The sequence below is a fragment of the Mycolicibacterium wolinskyi str. Jessa 2025 genome (genome assembly GCF_049241375.1).
GTDB lineage: Bacteria > Actinomycetota > Actinomycetes > Mycobacteriales > Mycobacteriaceae > Mycobacterium > Mycobacterium wolinskyi.
In genome coordinates this window covers 2,633,510-2,651,275 of sequence record NZ_CP185960.1, presented here as the reverse complement: position 1 = coordinate 2,651,275, position 17,766 = coordinate 2,633,510, and the positions used below count along the sequence as shown (strand labels likewise).

Sequence of the window (17,766 nt, the reverse complement as noted above, 5' to 3'; positions counted from 1 at the left end):
GTGACGGTGACTTACGAATTCGAATGTTTGGGTTTTGACGGATCTGGCAATTCCTCCGTTCGGCAGTTCCGTAAGGTTCCTACGTCGATCGGATTTACCGTGATTGTGCTCGGCATCATCCTCCTGCTGATCGGTTACTTCACCAGCCTGTCGATCCTCTACACCATCGGCGGAATCCTCGTGGTAATCGGCATCATCCTGTGGATTCTCGGGGCAGTCGGCCGCCCGGTCGGCGGTCGAAAGGTCTGGTTCTAGTACCGACCTCGCTTCGGCGCACCGGTGAGCCCGTGGGGGGTGCTCACCGGTGGCGCTCGAAGTACTTCCGATAAGCCTCGGCAGCGGCGGCCAGCTCGGGCCGGGATTCGAGCACCGGCTGCATCTTCTGCCGGGCTTCTTCGCGTTTGTACGGGATGAACTCCGTCGGGAAGTTCCCCTCGTGCGGGTGATAGTCGCGAAGGACCCGGCGCGCCACCGTCGCTTTGTGCACCTCGTCGACACCGTCGGCGATACCCATCGTCGGCGCACCGGCATACATGGCCTGGATCGGCGTGAGGTCCGTGGTCCCCAGCGAGCCGAGAATGTGCAAGGCATTGAACGACACCTCGCGCAACACTTTCGCCATCGTGAACTTGACGGCCGCGATCTCCGTGCGCGCCTCCAGAGCCGAGGTCTGGTCGATCTTCCAAGCCGTCTCCAGCACGAACAAACGCAGCATCTTGATCATCGCGTAGGACTCGGCGATCTTCTCCTGCACCATCTGGTGCTCGGCGATCACCTTGCCGTGCGACTCCCGGCTCAGTGCACGCTCGCACATCATGTCGAAGGCCAGATTGCACTGGGCGATGGTCCGCATCGCGTGATGGATACGCCCACCACCAAGTCGGCGCTGCGCCAACGTCTTTGCGCCGTCTTCCGGTCCGAGGAGATGGTCGAGCGGCACCCGCACGTCGCGGTAGACGATGCGGTTGTGGTTACGCGGCTCGGGCATGATCTCCACACCCGGCGTCTCGCGCGGCACGACGAACATCCCGTTGGTGCACATGACAAACAGCAGGTCGGCCACGCGGCCCGCTGAGGTGAACCACTTTTCGCCGTTGATCACCCACTCGTCGCCGTCGCGGACGGCGTGGGTCTTGAACAGGTTCGGGTCGCTGCCGCCCTGCGGTTCGGTCATCGAATAGGCCGAGAACATGTCCTGGTTGAGCAACGGCCGCAGCCAGCGTTCCTTCTGCTCCTCGGTGCCGTAGGCGGCGAGCATCTCCATGTTGCCGGTATCGGGTGCCGAAGCGCCGAACATGTGCGGGGCGCCCGCATAGCGTCCGATGATCTCGTTGAGCAGCCCGAGTTTGAGCTGCCCGAAGCCCGGGCCGCCGAGGTCACGGTCGAGGAAGATCGCCCACAGGCCGTGGTCTTTGACCTCTTGTTGCAGCTCGCGCACATAGGCTTTCACCGCCGGGTCAGGTGAGCGCACCGCGTACGGGAAGACGTGGTCGAGCGGCTCGACCTTCTCGGCACAGAACTGCTTGACCCAATCCAGCTTTTCCTGAAACTCCGGTTCGGTACTGAAATCCCAAGCCATGCAACGCCTCAGAACTTCACCAGCGGCGTGCCGCTGATCAACTCGTAGACGAAGTTCACGAAGAAGAACCCGAAGAACAGGAAGTTCAGCACGAGCAGCACATAGTGCCACCACCGCGGGCGGGCCGGCCTGGGGAGTTTCGAATTCAGGTACATGAGCATGAACGGAAAGGCCAAGGCGCCGAGATTCGACATGTTCGCCGAGATCTGAACCAGCCGCACCGGTGTGGTGAGGTGGATCGCGCCGGCGATGATCACGAGCACCACCAACATGAACGGGTAGTAGAAGCGGCGAGGATCGCCCTCCAACAGGCGACGCAGGCGCGGGCTCGTGGCATGTGCGGCGTCGGTGAAATTGCGCACCAGTGCCTCGAATATGCCCAACTGCGTGGAGAACAGGATCAGCACGCCGACCACCAGCATCAGATAGAACATGCCCGAGCCGTACTGCTCGCCCAACTTCTCGGCCGTGAACGTCGGCACGTTCGACGTCGTCGGCGCATCGCCGGTGGTCGCGACGATATGCGCCATCAGGATGGTGGGCAGCAGCATCCCGAGCATCGCGCCGCAGAAGAACACCGCCCACTGGTCGATGAGCAGCAACCGATACCACCGCCTCCACCTGGAGGCGTTTTCGGGCGTGTCACGGAAGGTCACGCCGACCGGGAGCAATTCGCGTCGATCTCCGCGCATTCCGGAGATGTAGCCGACGCGATGACCCATGCCGTATCCCTTGTCGCGGTAATGGGCCATCGCATACCAGTTCAACCCCGACGCCAGCGCGGTGAAACCGGCGAGCGCGCCGAGCGTCGTCGCGGTGATACCGGGCGGCGGCGCGGCCGGAGTCACCAGTCCCCGGATCCCCTCCCACCACACTGACGGCGGAACGATCGCGATGTCGACGACGAGCAACACCGCCAGCAGCGAGCCCACGATCACCCAGTTGCTCAACTCGAGCGCGCGCGAGATCTTGCGGGCGAAGACACAGATCAGAAAGACGACGAACAGCAGACCGATTGCCAACAGCCGGGTGTATTCGAGTTCGTCGGGCCGGTGCACGCGTCCGGCGATCAACGCGAACAGCCCCTGCCCCGCGCTTGCCGCCCAGCCGCCGAAGATGAAGGCGAAGTAGAAGACGATGAGCGACACCGGGATCCAGAATTTCCAGCCCGGCGGGACGCGGCCCCACCCGACGATCGGCACCTCGCCGGTGGCGACCACATACCGCGACACCTCGACGTTGTAGAACGTCTGCAGGATGGCCGACACCGTGATGACCCAACCGATGCCGACGAACCCGTACGCGCCGACCGCCTGCGGCCCGAGCAGCCACTCGCCGCTTCCGACCGAGATGCCGAGCGCGATCAGACTCGGCCCGATCACGAACTGGACGATCTGCACCGGACCGAGGCGCGAGACCTTGAAGACTTCCTCGGGCTCGGGCAGATCGTCGACACCCAATGGTGGACGGCTCGTGCCCAATTGATACGACGCGGAATCCGACACCGGTTCGGTGAGCTTGCTGTCGGACATCGGGCCCTCCCCCGGGTTGTCGTCATCGACATGTCCCTGGATGGGGCTTACACCACGCATTCGGAAAGGTCAATAGCGGTGTCGCGCCGACCGTCGGCTCGACGGCGCGGGAATTCTTGCGCCGAGGGATGTTTCAGCTTCGTCCCCAGCGCTCCCGGTGACCGCAGCGACCGAGCCGTGCCATGGCGGCGACGCTGAGTTGTCAACGCGCTGAACGACTCGCGCCCGATTTGCTCATGACATGCTGCCCTACGGCATACGCTTGTCGACATGTCCGACCAACGCCCGAGGTCGGGGGCTACGGTTGCAAAGTTGGCCATGTATTGCGTACTGGCCGGATTCCTCGTGGCGGCATTGCTGTTCCCCGTCGTGGGCGCCGCCGGGATGTTGACGAGCCGGGTGTCGGAGACCGTGAGCGAGGACTTCGCCGAGCTGCTGGAAGGCGAAGCTCCGGTCGTCTCCACCATGGTCGATTCCGCGGGAAATCCGATCGCGTGGTTGTACGAGCAACGCCGCTGGGTGGTGCCGAGCGACCGGATCGCCGACACCATGAAGCTCGCGATCGTCTCGGTGGAGGACAAACGGTTCGCCGAACACAACGGCGTGGACGTCCAGGGCACCCTGAACGGGCTCGTCAGTTATCTGCGTGGTGCCGAGCAGATCCGTGGCGGGTCGACTCTCGACCAGCAGTACGTCAAGAACTTCAACCTGCTGGTGCGCGCAGAGACCGACAAGGAGCGCCGGGCCGCGATCGAGGTGAGCCCGGCACGCAAACTGCGGGAGATGCGGTTGGCGTTGGCCCTGGACAAGGCGCTGCCCAAAGGGGAGATCCTGGCCCGCTACCTGAATCTGGTGTCGTTCGGCAACGGCGCGTTCGGTGTGCAGGACGCGGCGCGGACGTACTTCGGCATCGACGCCGCCCAGCTCAACTGGCAGCAGGCCGCCCTGCTGGCCGGTTTGGTGCGGTCCACCAGCGCGCTCAACCCGTACACCAACCCCGACGGCGCCCTGGCCAGACGCAACACCGTGCTCGACACGATGATCGAGAACCTGCCCGACCGGGCCGACGAACTGCGCGCGGCCAAGGGCCAGCCCCTGGGCGTTCTCCCGCAACCCGACCCGTTGCCGCAGGGGTGCATCAGCGCGCGGGATCGGGCGTTCTTCTGCGAGTACGCGCTGCAGTTCCTGGCGAACGCGGGCATCACCATGGAGGAGATCACGCGCAACGGCTACCTGATCCGCACCAATCTCGACCCGAAAGTCCAGGACAGCGTCAAGTCGGCCATCGACACCGTCGCCGATCCGACCACCGACGGCGTGGCGAGCGTGATGAGCGTGATCACGCCGGGCAAGGACGTGCACCGGCTGGTCGCGATGGCCGACAACCGCACGTACGGGCTCGACCTCGACGCCAACGAAACCGTGCAACCGCAGCCGTTCTCGCTGGTCGGTGACGGGGCCGGGTCGATATTCAAGATCTTCACCACGGCCGCCGCACTCGAGATGGGCATGGGTATCAATGCTCAGCTCGACGTTCCGGCGTCGTTCCAGGGCAAGCGGCTCGGCAGCAGCGATACGCCCGGATGCCCGAAGGAAACGTGGTGTGTGAAGAACGCCAGGTCCTACCGCAGCCCGATGAACGTCACCGACGCGCTCGCCCAGTCGCCCAACACCGCGTTCGCCAAACTCATTGCGCAGATCGGCGTTCCGCGCGCGGTGGACATGGCGGTCCGGTTGGGGTTGCGGTCGTACGCCGAGCCGGGCAGCGCCCGCGCGTACAACCAGTCCGAGGAGCACGCCGACGAGAGCATCGCCGAATACGTCAAGCGTCAGAACATCGGGTCGTTCACCCTCGGACCGCTCGAGCTCAATGCCCTCGAGCTGTCCAATGTCGGGGCGACGCTGGCGTCGGGCGGCATGTGGTGCCCGCCAAACCCGATCGACAAGATCTTCGACCGCTACGGGCGGGAGGTCGGCGTCGAGACACCGCCCTGCGAGCAGGCGGTACCCGAAGGGCTCGCGAACACGCTGACCAACGCCCTTGGCAAGGACCACACGGGCGGGACCGCGACCGCCGCGGCGAGCACGGTCGGGTGGGATCTGCCGATGGCGGGCAAGACCGGCACCACCGAATCGCACCGGTCGTCGGCGTTCCTCGGGTTCACGAACCGATATGCCGCCGCGAACTACATCTTCGACGACTCCTCCTCGCCGTCCGGCTTGTGTTCATACCCCTTGCGCAAGTGCGGTGACGGCGACCTGTACGGCGGCACCGAGCCGGCCCGCACCTGGTACCTGGCGATGGACCCGATCGCCGAGTACTTCGGGCCGCTGGGGATGCCGCCCACCGAGCCGCGCTACGTCGACGGCGGCCCGGGCAGCGAAGTGCCCAGCGTGACCGGCCTGAAGCTCGACGCCGCACGTAAACGCATCCAAGATGCTGGGTTCCAGGTCGCCGAGTATCCGACGCCGGTCAACAACTCGGCACCCAAGGGTTCGGTGGTCGGGACGACGCCGCGTGGCAAGACGATCCCCGGCTCGATCATCACCATCAACACCAGCACCGGCTACGTGCCGCCGGTCTACGTTCCGCGGCCCGAGGCGCCACCACCGCCTCCCGGCGCACCGCCGCCGCCATCTGACGGCAACGTCATCCTGATTCCAGGGCTGCCACCGATCACCATTCCCGGGCCGCCTCCGCCGCCCCCACCGGCACCGCCTCCCCCGGCGCCGCCGCCACCGCCTGCCCCGGGTGCGCCGTTCTGACATCGAGTCTGCGCTGAGGGCGTGAATCACTCGCACTTTTGCGCCCTGGACGCAGACTCGATGAAGTGCTAGTCGACTGCTCAGCACGCTCGGGCGGGCCGACACCAGTCGCTACGATGGAGACTTCCCGCCGGTCCGTCGAGCCGCGCAGACACTCCCCACGAAATTTCGCGATGAACATCTTGAGCCACACCCGTATCCACGCCACGCTGCTTCTCGTCCTCACGATGATGTGCGCCGTCGTCGGCTGCTCAGAAGCCCACACGGCGTCGACCCCGACGTCGGCACCCGCCGCCGCTGTCCCGCCGCCGCCCGACGCCACACACCGGCCACTGGCATCCGAGCCCGCACAGCTTGCCGACGATCTCGTCGCCGACGAACACGTCCTGCGAGACCCGGCGACGCCGGAGAGGGTTTTGCAGGCCGCGGCCGTCCGTCAGCAAGCGGCCTACCGTGCCCTCGGACGGCATCCCGAGTGGGATCCGATCGCTCGTCCGCGGATCCCCGCGCCGCTCCTCGAAACCTATGACCGCAATGTCGACGCGCGCCGTCAGCTCAACGCGATGAGCAAGCGCGCGAAGGACACGCTGCCCGCGTGGCGGATCGTGGCGCCCCGGCCCGTCGACGAGCTGATGGGTTACTACCGCAAAGCCGAGGCAGCGTCCGGCGTCGGCTGGAACTATCTGGCGGCGATCAATTTCATCGAGACCGGCTTCGGCCGCATCGCCGGCGTCAGCACTGCCGGCGCGCAAGGTCCCATGCAGTTCATGCCGTCGACGTTCGCCGCGTACGGCGGGGGCGGTGACATCCACTCACCCCATGACGCCATCATGGCGGCGGGCCGATACCTCGCCGCGAACGACTTCGCCAACAACCCCGATTACGCCCTGTACCGGTACAACAACTCCAACCAATATGTGCGGGCGATCAGCGCTTACGCAGCCGTGCTCGCCGCCGATCCCGGTGCCTTGGCCGGGTACTACCGGTGGGACGTCGTCTACAACTCGACCGCCGGCGACGTGACGCTCCCCGTCGGGTACACCGCCAGCGAGCCCGTCCCCGTCGCGGACTACCTCAAGACCCACGCACCGCCCGCACCCGACATTCGGATCTCCACCCAGAGCGAGCAGATTCTCCAGAACATGCTGCGGGTCCGTAACGGTGCCGGCGAGGGGTCTGACCAACTGTCCCGGCAATTCCTCGGCGTCCCCTACGGCGCCAACACCCTTGGGGGCTCGGCTGTCGAGCCCGAACAGCTCGTCGTCGACCTGCAGAGAGTCGACTGCTTCACCTACGCCGACTACGTCGAAGCGCTCAAACGGGCGACCAACCGTGACGAGTTCCTCGATGCACTGGCCAAGGTGCGATACCGCGACGGCGTCGTCAGCTTCCAGAACAGAAAGCACTTCTTCACGGACTGGGCAGTGTCGGCGCCCGCGATCGCGACCGACATCACGAAAAACCTGAGCCCCAACGCAATTCAGGTGCCCAAGAACCTCAACGCCAAGAACTCCGGCGGCGTGTATCTGCCCGGGTTGCCGGTCGTTCCGCGAACCGTTTCCTACATTCCCAGGGACAAGGTCGACAGCCACGTCATCGACGGGCTACGCACCGGTGACTACCTCGGCGCCTACGCCGAAGACGGCGGACTCGATGTCACCCACGTCGGCATCGTCATCGACACACCCGCCGGGCCGGTCTTTCGGAACGCGTCGTCCCTGCGGGCGGACAACAAAGTTGTCGACACCCCGCTTGGTGCCTATCTGAAGACCGTGCCCGGGATCGTGGTCCTGCGTCCGGTGGAGTAGCGGATCTTCTGGGCTTGAGTGGGGCGGCATCAGATGTCGGACGGTTTCGTGAGCGGCGAACCTGTGACGAACGTGCAGCCTGTTGTGGCGTTCTCGGCCTTGGGGCACAAGAGCTTGCACGCTCGTCACAGTGCATCGCAAGACAAGGACCAACTGACATGCCGTGGGTGCGGGCGCCGTCATACAGGGCTTGAGTGGGGCGGGCGGGGCTCGAACCCGCGACCAATGGATTATGAGTCCACGGCTCTAACCGACTGAGCTACCGCCCCGGGCGCATCTGCGCGGCACCCATAATCCCACACAGTCATAGCCGAACCACTCGCGGAGTCAGCCGAACGCGCGGTTTCATCCGCGACGTGCTGCGGCGGCCGTATCGATCGGCACACTCGGCGGGTCGCTGCCGGATACGCTCACCGCGTGATCCGCTTTCTGCTGCGCATAGCGATCTTCCTCGGCTCGTCGGCGATCGGCTTGCTGGTCGCGGCGTGGCTGGTTCCGGGCGTGCGGGTGTCGGCGTTGGGCTTCATCGCCGCCGTCGTGATCTTCACCGTCGCGCAGGGCATCCTCTCGCCCTTCTTCCTCAAGATGGCCAACCGTTACGCCTCGGCGTTCCTGGGCGGTATCGGCCTGGTGTCGACGCTGGCCGCGTTGATCCTCGCCTCGGTGTTGACCACGGGATTGAGCATCCGTGGGATCGGTTCGTGGATAGCCGCGACGGTCGTGGTCTGGTTGGTCACCGCCGTCGCAACGCTGGTCCTGCCGCTGCTGGTTCTGAAGAAGAAGACCGCCTCGACGTAGGTGGAATCATGGCGGTCGTGTCGTCACCCTCTTACGCATTCGCCTCCGACAACGCCGCGCCCGCTCATCCGCAAGTCATCGAGGCGATCACCGCCGCCAATGACAGCGCGGTCGCGTCCTACGGTGACGACGCCGCCACACAACGCGCGACCGAGGCCGTCAAGACGACGTTCGACTCCCCCGACGCCGATGTGCTGTTCGCCCTGACGGGCACGGGCGCCAACATCATCGCGCTCGCGTCGGCGGTGCGGCCGTGGCAGGAGATTCTGTGCAGCGACGTCGCACACTCACTGGTCGACGAGGCCGGCGGTCCCGTCCGGCTGTCGGGTGCCCAGCTCACCAAACTGCCGAGCGACGACGGGCTCATCAACCCGGCCGAACTCGACCGCGCGGTCACACGGCGCGGACCGGTCCATCACTCGCAACCCCGCATCGTCACGATCACGCAGTCCACCGAGAACGGGCGGCTGTGGACTCCGCAGGCGATCAAAGACTTCATCGACCATGCCCATGACCTGGATCTGCTCGTGCACGTGGACGGTTCGCGAATCGCCAATGCGGTAGCGGCGCTGGACATCCCGCCGCGCGAAGCCATCGGTGACGCCGACATCGTCACGGTCGGCGGCACGAAGAACGGCCTCCTGCTCGGCGACGCGATCCTGGTGCGGCGTCCCGAGCTGTTCGACGGAATTCACTTCGTACAGAAGCAGATCGGTCATCTCGCGAGCAAGCAGCGCTTCATCGCCGCGCAGTTCGAGGCCCTGTTCCGCGACGGTTTGTGGCTGCGAAACGCCGACCACGCCAACCATATGGCCGCCCGGTTGAGCGTCGGATTCGAGAGCCTTGGCCTGCGGCTGGCGAGCCCGACCGAGGCCAACGAGGTGTTCGTCGACCTCGATCCTCGTGAGTACCACCAGCTGTCGACGGCGTATGCGGTCCATCGGCCGGACCCGCTACTGCCGACCGTCCGGTTCGTATGTTCGTGGGCGACCACCGCACGCGAAGTCGATGACGTACTGAGCCTGCTCGGTCAGGTGTAGACCGGCTGCCCGTCGTCGCCGATCCGGTATTGCTCGGTGCCCTCGTGGACGCGTGCACCGTCGACGCCCAATGCGACGGCCACCTTGTTGCACGCGTTGCGCATGACGTCGAGCGTCAATTCGATTGCCTCGTCGCGGGAGAAGTGCTCGAGCAGCGAATCACCCGACACCCGCGACGGTGTCCAGATCAGCGCGTCGACGTAGCGCAGGGCCGCCTTGTGGCGTTCGGACAACTCGGAATTCTCGTAATGATCGATTGCGGAGAACATCGTCTCGGTAGCGCCGGCCTCCAACGCACCGGCCTCGCGCAGTGACTTGCACAGCCGGCAGTTGTGCTGACGGGCGCCGCGAAGCCGCACGATCTCCGATGTCACCGGGTCGAGCGCGCGCATCCGGCCAACCGCGGGCACGAAGACGTCGATCACGTAGTCGGATGGTGAGGTGTCGTGGTCCCAGCTGCCCGGCTCGACCGGCACGTTCACCCCGATCGAGCACAGCCCGGCGAGCACCCGCGGCACGAAGTCGGCGATGAAGATCAGGGTCGTCACACCAAAAACGTTGGGACCCAGCAGGTCCCCGAAGGCGGCTCGCTGCGCGTCGCTGATCGCGGTGACGTCGGCACTGAATTGCTCGGCGAACTCGGTGATCATCGGGTCGACGGCGCCTCCACCGGATTCGGCAGGCAGCGGTGACAGCCCGACCGTCGCGGCGCAGGCCTCCCGAACGTCGGCGTTGATATCGGCCAGTCCCGGCGGCGACAACGCCACCAGACGCGTCAACTGACTCAACACACCGGCAGTATCCACCACCGCCGCCGCCGGCGGGGCGCTTTTACGGCGCCGCTGCCCGTGCCATGGCGTCCAGGCCCGACGCGTAGCTCTCTTTGACCACCTCGAGGTGCACCCAGCTGTCGACCACACCGACGCCGGGAAGCGCCCGCACCGCGTCGAGGATCTCGACCAGCTGTGCGGCCGAGAACGCGCGCACCGTGACCAGCAAGTCGAAGCGACCCAACGTCCGCGCCACGAAGATCACCGAGCGCATCGTCATCAGCGCGGACACGACGTCATCGGCGGCCCCGGTCAGCCGGATGCCCAGCCCGAGCGCGCTCTGCCGGTCCTGCCCGGAATGCCGGACCACCGCACCGATGCGCACCACCTGCGACTCGACGAGCCGCACCACCCGGCGTCGTGCACCGGCAGGCGAAAGCCCGACGGTCTCGGCAAGTTCCACATACGAGGCCCGGCCGTCATCCTGCAGTGCACGCAGCAGCGCCAGGTCCACGTTGTCGACCTCAACGCTGACATCGCCGACCGGCCCGACCACGTCGCGCAGCACCTCGACGTAGGTGAGTGTGTCGACGCCGACGACACCCGCCATGGCCCGCATCTCGTCGATCACGCCGTCGATGTCACGAATCGACGCGACCCGCACCTCAGCGATCAACCCGTAGGCACCGCTGGTCAGCGACAGGAACGCAACGTCGTCGCGGCGCGCCAAGGAGGTTGCGATGCGGGCGGCCGGCCCGTCGACCGTCACGCTGACATGCGCGAGCGCACCACGACCCAGCACCGCGGGATGCACGACACCACGCACCACGACCTGCCCGCTGGCGATGAGCCGCTGCATCCGGATGGCCGCCGCCGACCGCGACAACCCGACCTGACGCGCGATGTCGCGGTGGGTCAACCGCCCGTCGCCCTCGAGCAGGCTGACGATGGCCTCGTCCACCTCGTCCATCTGAACACCACCTGAAATTCGTTCGAAGATTTTTACTCACCGATGCTCCGGCACAAAGATCACTACGAAGCCGCGTAGGCGTAATTTCTGATCTTAATGCCACGCTCCACGCGCATATCGAAACTCGCAATACGGGTGTAACGAGCGAATCGATTGCGTGCGCCGACCTGCGGGTTTACCGTAACGCACATCACACTTCGCCCTCCCCGCGCAAGGATCCCCATGGCTGACACTCCCCCGATCAGGCCCAAAGTCACGGAGGTGGAGACGCACGGCGTCGAACCGATCCCCGACGCCGAGCGCACCGCCGGTCCACTGGACCTGTTCCGTCTGGTCTTCGGTGGCGCCAACACGATCGCCACGGTTGTGCTCGGCACGTTCCCGATCATCTTCGGTTTGTCGTTTCGCGACGGTCTGCTCGCGACGCTGGCCGGTCTGATCCTGGGCTCGTTGATCCTGGCGCCGATGTCGTTGTTCGGTCCGCGCAACGGCACCAACAACGCGGTGTCCTCCTCGGCGCACCTGGGTGTGCACGGTCGTGTGGTCGGTTCGTTCCTGTCCCTGCTGACGGCGGTCGCGTTCTTCTCGATCTCGGTGTGGACGTCCGGCGACGTGCTCGTGGGTGGGGCGAACCGCGCGATCGGCCTACCCCAAAACGACACCGCGGTCGGCGTCGCGTACGGCATCTTCGCGCTGTTGGTGCTCGTGGTGTGCATCTACGGCTTCCGATTCATGTTGCTGGTCAACAAGATCGCCGTCGTCGCGGCCACTCTGTTGTTCCTCGCGGGCATCGTGGCATTCGGCGGCATGTTCGACGCGAGCTATGCCGGCACCCTGCCGATGGGTGATCCGTTGTTCTGGCCGTCGTTCGTTGGTGCGGCGCTGATCGTGATGTCGAATCCGGTGTCGTTCGGTGCGTTCCTCGGCGACTGGGCGCGCTACATCCCGCGGGACACCCCGGCGTGGAAGACGATGGTGGCCACGATCGCCGCGCAGTTGTCGACGTTGGTGCCGTTCCTGTTCGGTCTGGTCACCGCGACCGTGATCGCCACCCACGCACCGGACAACTTCGCCGCAGGCGACTATGTCGGTGGCCTGCTGACCGTCTCACCGGGTTGGTACTTCGTGCCGGTCTGCCTCATCGCGTTGATCGGCGGCATGTCGACCGGCACCACCGCGCTCTACGGCACCGGCCTGGATTTCTCGAGCGTGTTCCCCCGCTTCAGCCGCGTGCAGGCGACGATCTTCATCGGCTCCATCGCCATCGTGTTCATCTTCATCGGCCGGTTCGCTTTCAATGTGGTGCAGAGCATTTCGACGTTCGCCGTACTGATCGTCACGTGCACCGCGCCGTGGATGGTCGTCATGATGATCGGCTGGTTCACGCGCCGCGGTTGGTATGACTCCGACGCCCTCCAGGTGTTCAACCGCAGGCAGCGCGGGGGCCGCTACTGGTTCACCCACGGCTGGAACTGGCGGGGTTTGGCTGCCTGGCTGATCGCGGCCGCGCTGTCGATCTGCTTCGTGAACCTGCCCGATCAGTTCGTCGGCCCGCTCGGCAATCTCGCCGCAGGCATCGACCTCTCGATACCGGTCGGCCTTGGCCTCGCGGCCATTCTCTACCCCGCGCTGCTGTGGGCGTTCCCCGAACCACGCGACGCCTTCGGTCCCGACGGTCCGCGCGGCGTGCCTGCCGGTGCGCCCGCCAACATCCCGATCGTCAGTGACGACAAGCCCGAAAACACCCCAACCGCAGAGGAAGTGACAGCATGACCGCCCCGATCGGACCCGTCGACGCGTCGAAGATCCCGCGCTTCGCCGGACCGGCCACCTTCGCCCGGCTCCCCAGACTCGATCAGGTGACCAAGGCAGACGTCGTAGTCGCCGGCGTGCCGTTCGACTCGGGTGTCTCCTACCGCCCCGGCGCGCGGTTCGGTCCCACCCATGTCCGGGAGTCCTCGCGGCTGCTGCGGCCGTACCACCCGGGCCTGGATGTGTCGCCGTTCGATCTCGTGCAGGTCGCCGACGCCGGCGATATCGCGGTCAACCCGTTCAACATTCGCGAGGCGATCGAGACCATCGAGGGCGCCGCCCGCGAACTCACCTCTGATGGAACGAAACTCGTGACCATCGGCGGTGACCACACCATCGCATTGCCGCTGCTGCGTGCCGCCGCCGCCAACCACGGCCCCGTCGCACTCGTGCACTTCGACGCCCATCTCGATACCTGGGACACCTACTTCGGCGCCGAGTACACCCACGGCACCCCGTTCCGGCGCGCTGTCGAAGAGGGCATCGTCGACACCGAGGCCCTGTCGCACGTCGGCACCCGCGGCCCGCTGTACGGCAAGAAGGATCTCGAGGACGACCGGCGCTTCGGGTTCGGCATCGTCACGTCGTCCGACGTGTACTACCAGGGTGTGCGCGAGGTCGTCGACAAACTTCGCCAGCGTGTGGGCAACCGGCCCGTCTACGTCTCGATCGACATCGACGTGCTCGACCCGGCGCATGCACCCGGCACCGGGACCCCCGAGGCCGGCGGCATGACGAGCCGCGAACTGCTCGAAATCCTGCGCGGGTTCCGGGGACTCAATATCGTCGGCGCCGACGTCGTCGAGGTCGCCCCGGCCTATGACCACGCGGAGATGACCGGCGTGGCCGCGTCGCACGTCGCCTACGATCTGGTGTCCCTGTTCGCACTGGGCCAGGAGAGCTCCGGTGCGTAATGGTGGCGACGTCGTCGTCGAAACCCTGACCGCACTGGGTGTCTCGCATGTGTTCGGCATCCCCGGCCAGAACGCGCTCGGCCTGTTCGACGCCATCCGGCGCAGCGATCTGCGGTTCATCAGCTCACGCGTAGAGAACAACTCCGCGTTCGGCGCCGACGGCTACAGCCGCGTCAGCGGAGAGGTCGGCGTGCTGTTCCTGTCGACCGGTCCGGGTGCGCTCACCGCGCTCGGTGCGCTGCAGGAGGCATATGCCACCGGCGTGCCGGTGCTGGTGATCGCCAGCCAGGTCCCGCGATCGGGCATGGGTTTGCGCCGTGGCATGCTCCATCAACTCGACGACCAGAAGGCCAGCGCCGTCAACGTCACCAAAAGCGTTGCCACCGCACGCCACGCCGCCGAGATCCCCAGCCTGATCGCCGACGCCTACGCCTTGGCGCTGTCCGCGCCGGCCGGGCCGACGTGGGTCGAGATTCCGCAGGATGTGCTGCTGGAGCCCACCTCGGTCCCGCCGGTCGCGGCCCTTTCCGCGGCCCCGTCACACCGTGCCGCGCGGCCAGAGGTCATCGACGAAGCCGCGACGCTGTTGAACAGCGCCGAGCGGCCCGCCATCCTGGCCGGCGGTGGCGTGCGCCGCTCCCCCGGCGGGCCTGACGCCCTCCTTGCGCTCGCCGAAAAGCTTGGTGCGCCAGTGGTTTCGACGGTCGGCGGCAAGGGCGCCATACCGTTCGATCATCCGCTGTCGGCGGCATCCTGGATCGAGGACCGCTACACCACCGAACTACTGGAGAACGCCGACGTGTTGTTGGCCGTCGGCACCGCGATGGGCGAGGTCACCAGCAACTACTTCACGTTCGCGCCGCGCGGCCGGCTCGTGCATGTCGACGCCGAAGCCCGGGTGCTCGAGGCCAATCACCCGGCGCTGGCGATCCACGCCGACGCCGCCACGGCGATGCGGGCGTTGACCGAACGCGTGCACGCCCGTGACACCGGAGCAGGCGCGGCACAGGCCGCTGAGCTCCGAAAGGCGGTGCAGGACCGGCTTGCCGGACAAGATCTGACCACCGAGCTGGAGCTCATGTCCGATCTGCGCGCGGCCGTGCCCGCACCCACCCACACGTTCTGGGACATGACGATCGCCGGGTACTGGGCGTGGTCGGCGTGGGACCCGCAGGACGGCGCGTTCCATTCCGCGCAGGGCGCAGGCGGTCTGGGCTTCGCGTTCCCCGCCGCGCTGGCCGCGGCGATCGCGACCGGCGACCGGACCTTCGCGGTGTCCGGTGACGGCGGCGCCATGTACTCGATCGCCGAGCTTGCCACGGCACGTCAGCACGACGCCAACGTCACCTGGCTGATCGTCGACGACGGCGGTTACGGAATCCTGCGGGAGTACATGACCGCCGAATTCGGCGAAGCGACCGCGACCGAACTGGCCCGGCCCGACTTCGCCGCTTTGGCAGCAAGTTTCGGCATACCCGCGCACACGGCCACCACCGACAACATCGGAGACGTTGTCGCGGCCACCTTCGAGACGGACGGCCCCGCCGTTGTCGTCCTTCCCGCGTTACTGCATATGTTTGCTCCCACCCACCACCCGGAGTCCGAGCCCACCCCACATCTAACGAAGGAATGAATCCGTGGGTAAACCAATCGATATCGCGATCGTCGTCATCTACCTCGTCGCCATGCTGGCCTTCGGGTTCTGGGGTAAGACCCGCACCAAGGACTCCGCGGACTTCCTCGTCGCGGGCCGTCGCCTCGGACCGACGCTCTACACCGGCACCATGGCGGCCGTCGTGCTCGGCGGCGCGTCCACCGTCGGTGGGGTGGGTCTCGGTTACAAGTGGGGCATCTCGGGCATGTGGCTCGTGGTCGCGATCGCCGTCGGCCTGCTGGCCCTGAGCCTGTTCTTCGCCGGACCGATTCAGCGCCTGCGGGTGTACACCGTCGCGCAGATGCTCAGCCTGCGCTACGGCGTCGACGCCACGTCGGCGTCCGGTGTGGTGATGGCCGCCTACACGCTGATGCTGTCGGTCACCTCGACCATCGCCTACGCGACGGTGTTCAACGTCCTGTTCGGTACGGGCCGAACCGCTTCGGTGATCATCGGCGGCGCGGTCGTGATGCTGTACTCGGCGATCGGCGGGATGTGGTCGATCACGCTCACCGACATGGTGCAGTTCATCCTCAAGACCATCGGGGTGTTCTTCCTGCTGCTGCCGTTCACCTGGCACCGGGCCGGTGGCCTGGACGGCATCCGGGAGCGTGCCGGTGACGCGTTCTTCAGCTTCACCAACATCGGCACCGAGACCATCATCACGTTCTTCGTCGTCTACAGCTTCGGAATGCTGATCGGACAAGACATTTGGCAGCGGGTGTTCACCGCGCGCTCACCGCAGGTCGCGAAGTGGGGCGGCACCACGGCCGCGCTGTATTGCGTGCTGTACGGCATCGCCGGCGCGCTGATCGGCATGGCCGCGTCGACGTTCCTACCCGACGTCGAAGCCAAGGACGACGTCTACGCCCAGATCGCGGAAGCGATTCTGCCCGTGGGCATCAGCGGCCTGGTGCTGGCCGCCGCCGTGGCCGCGATGATGTCGACGGCGTCGGGCGCGCTGATCGCCACGGCGACCGTGGCCCGCACCGACGTCCGGCCGCTGCTGCTGCGCCTCATCGGCCGAAAAGCCGAAACCGAGGAAAATCCCGAGGTGGACGTGCATTCGGACCGCCGGTACGTCGCGGTGCTCGGTGTCGTGGTCATCATCATCGCCGCACTGCTCAACGATGTGGTGGGCGCGTTGACCATCGCCTACGACATCCTGGTCGGCGGGCTGCTGGTGCCGATCCTCGGTGGATTCCTGTGGAAGCGGGCGACGGGTGCCGGCGCGTTGGTCGCGATGGGCGTCGGCACGGTCGTGACGCTGGGCACGATGGCCATCGTCGGCGATGTCCTGGCCAACGAGCCGATCTACTACGGTCTGGTCGCGAGCCTGATCGCCTACGTCGTGGTGAGCCTGATGACCACCCGCACCCCCGCGCCGGTGCTGCAGGTCTGGGACGACCGGCTCGCCGGACGCGATACGGCTAGCGCGGTCGACGACGTTCCCACGGCCACGTCATGAGCGCCCACACCGCGAGGACAAGCACGCTGGCTGTCAGCACATAGACCGGCCACGGTCCCAAGACGTCGAGCAGCGAGGCCGTCGCGGGTTTGGCGTTGAGAAACCCGTAGTTGGTTTCGGCGAAGCTGTTGAACGCCATGGTGACCGCCGCCCACGCGGCGGTCACCAGCACCACGAATCGATAGCTTCGCCAGCCGGGGCGCATCCCACGTCCCCAGGTGAGATAGATGGCGGCCCAGACCACCAGCAGGTGGATCGACCAGAACGCCAGGAACTCGTAGTGGGGGAAATCCGGGCTCTTCAACACCGGCGAGATGAGCGCCTGCGCGCTGAGGGTCAGGCCCCAGTAGTAGGTGAGCTCGTACGCCCACTGCCGCTGTGACCAGAACGCGTAGGCACCGACGACGGTGGCGAGGTCGGTGAGGCGCAGCGGCACCGACCGTTCGATCGACGGCGGTATCAGCGTGTAGACGAGCATCGCGACGTAGATGGCGGCCGTCAGCACACCGAGGACGCGGCCCAACACCCGCGACTGCTGCTCGGTCTGCCTGCGGCCGAGCCACACCAACAGCGCCGCCACAAGAGCGAATACGGCGATGGCGGCCCAGTAGGACGGGCCGTAGGCGGTGAATTGCCGTTGTGCCATCGCCGTTCC

The 17,766-nt window shown here is 66.3% G+C and carries 14 protein-coding genes and 1 tRNA gene; 9 read left to right on the top strand and 6 right to left on the bottom strand.

All coding sequences use genetic code 11. From position 1 onward, the window contains the following. The first annotated feature begins 99 nt into the window (after nucleotides 1–99). Nucleotides 100–255 carry a hypothetical protein gene (locus ACOI2T_RS13075; RefSeq protein ID WP_110775351.1) on the top strand — a complete coding sequence of 52 codons (156 nt, stop codon included), beginning with the start codon at nucleotides 100–102 and terminating at the stop codon, nucleotides 253–255. Nucleotides 256–298: 43 nt separating this feature from the next. On the opposite strand, the gene ACOI2T_RS13070 is transcribed toward ACOI2T_RS13075, so the two are convergent. Together ACOI2T_RS13070 and ACOI2T_RS13065 are read right to left on the bottom strand one after the other, a co-directional pair. After that, nucleotides 299–1,579, bottom strand: a complete 1,281-nt coding sequence (locus ACOI2T_RS13070; RefSeq protein ID WP_409501526.1) for an acyl-CoA dehydrogenase family protein — start codon at nucleotides 1,577–1,579, stop codon at nucleotides 299–301. Between the two features lie 8 nt (nucleotides 1,580–1,587). Continuing rightward, nucleotides 1,588–3,111, bottom strand: a complete 1,524-nt coding sequence (locus ACOI2T_RS13065) for an Nramp family divalent metal transporter (RefSeq protein WP_409501525.1) — start codon at nucleotides 3,109–3,111, stop codon at nucleotides 1,588–1,590. 270 nt (nucleotides 3,112–3,381) lie between these two features. Here ACOI2T_RS13065 and ponA2 point away from each other — a divergent pair, with 270 nt between their 5' ends. Both ponA2 and ACOI2T_RS13055 read left to right on the top strand, forming a co-directional pair. Beyond that, nucleotides 3,382–5,877 carry a transglycosylase/D,D-transpeptidase PonA2 gene (gene ponA2, locus ACOI2T_RS13060; RefSeq protein ID WP_409501524.1) on the top strand — a complete coding sequence of 832 codons (2,496 nt, stop codon included), beginning with the start codon at nucleotides 3,382–3,384 and terminating at the stop codon, nucleotides 5,875–5,877. 173 nt (nucleotides 5,878–6,050) lie between these two features. Further along, entirely contained in the window at nucleotides 6,051–7,685 is a 1,635-nt protein-coding gene (locus ACOI2T_RS13055) for an N-acetylmuramoyl-L-alanine amidase-like domain-containing protein (protein WP_409501523.1), read from the top strand. A 195-nt stretch (nucleotides 7,686–7,880) separates the two neighbouring features. Here the strand turns inward: ACOI2T_RS13055 and ACOI2T_RS13050 are convergent. Beyond that, nucleotides 7,881–7,954: transfer RNA gene (locus ACOI2T_RS13050), tRNA-Ile, on the bottom strand. A 148-nt stretch (nucleotides 7,955–8,102) separates the two neighbouring features. Here ACOI2T_RS13050 and ACOI2T_RS13045 point away from each other — a divergent pair. Then, nucleotides 8,103–8,483, top strand: a complete 381-nt coding sequence (locus tag ACOI2T_RS13045; protein ID WP_409501522.1) for a phage holin family protein — start codon at nucleotides 8,103–8,105, stop codon at nucleotides 8,481–8,483. Between the two features lie 8 nt (nucleotides 8,484–8,491). Further along, nucleotides 8,492–9,523 carry a threonine aldolase family protein gene (locus tag ACOI2T_RS13040; protein WP_409501521.1) on the top strand — a complete coding sequence of 344 codons (1,032 nt, stop codon included), beginning with the start codon at nucleotides 8,492–8,494 and terminating at the stop codon, nucleotides 9,521–9,523. Here the strand turns inward: ACOI2T_RS13040 and ACOI2T_RS13035 are convergent. Continuing rightward, complete coding sequence (locus tag ACOI2T_RS13035; protein WP_067852138.1) at nucleotides 9,514–10,332, bottom strand: carboxymuconolactone decarboxylase family protein; 819 nt, start codon at nucleotides 10,330–10,332, stop codon at nucleotides 9,514–9,516. The genes ACOI2T_RS13040 and ACOI2T_RS13035 overlap by 10 nt on opposite strands. Nucleotides 10,333–10,354: 22 nt before the next feature. Beyond that, a complete protein-coding gene (locus ACOI2T_RS13030) occupies nucleotides 10,355–11,263 on the bottom strand; it encodes an Lrp/AsnC family transcriptional regulator (protein ID WP_409501520.1) in 909 nt (302 codons plus the stop codon). 222 nt (nucleotides 11,264–11,485) lie between these two features. On the opposite strand from ACOI2T_RS13030, the gene ACOI2T_RS13025 reads away from it, so the two are divergent. The 4 genes from ACOI2T_RS13025 to ACOI2T_RS13010 are packed head-to-tail and all read left to right on the top strand — an operon-like array spanning nucleotide 11,486 to nucleotide 17,111. Beyond that, the gene (locus ACOI2T_RS13025; protein ID WP_421876694.1) at nucleotides 11,486–13,036 is read left to right on the top strand and encodes a purine-cytosine permease family protein; all 1,551 of its coding nucleotides are present in this window, start codon (nucleotides 11,486–11,488) and stop codon (nucleotides 13,034–13,036) included. Next, complete coding sequence (gene speB, locus ACOI2T_RS13020) at nucleotides 13,033–13,989, top strand: agmatinase (RefSeq protein ID WP_409501518.1); 957 nt, start codon at nucleotides 13,033–13,035, stop codon at nucleotides 13,987–13,989. Before ACOI2T_RS13025 ends, speB begins: the two co-directional genes overlap by 4 nt. After that, a complete protein-coding gene (locus ACOI2T_RS13015; protein ID WP_409501517.1) occupies nucleotides 13,982–15,622 on the top strand; it encodes a thiamine pyrophosphate-binding protein in 1,641 nt (546 codons plus the stop codon). The genes speB and ACOI2T_RS13015 overlap by 8 nt, the downstream gene beginning before the upstream one ends. A 16-nt stretch (nucleotides 15,623–15,638) precedes the next feature. After that, on the top strand, nucleotides 15,639–17,111 hold the full coding sequence (locus ACOI2T_RS13010; protein ID WP_421877283.1) for a sodium:solute symporter family protein: 1,473 nt from the start codon (nucleotides 15,639–15,641) through the stop codon (nucleotides 17,109–17,111). Here the strand turns inward: ACOI2T_RS13010 and ACOI2T_RS13005 are convergent. Continuing rightward, nucleotides 17,074–17,757: a YwaF family protein gene (locus ACOI2T_RS13005; protein ID WP_409501515.1), complete on the bottom strand. Its 684-nt coding sequence runs from the start codon at nucleotides 17,755–17,757 to the stop codon at nucleotides 17,074–17,076. The two genes, ACOI2T_RS13010 and ACOI2T_RS13005, sit on opposite strands and share 38 nt — an antisense overlap. Between the last annotated feature and the right edge of the window lie 9 nt (nucleotides 17,758–17,766).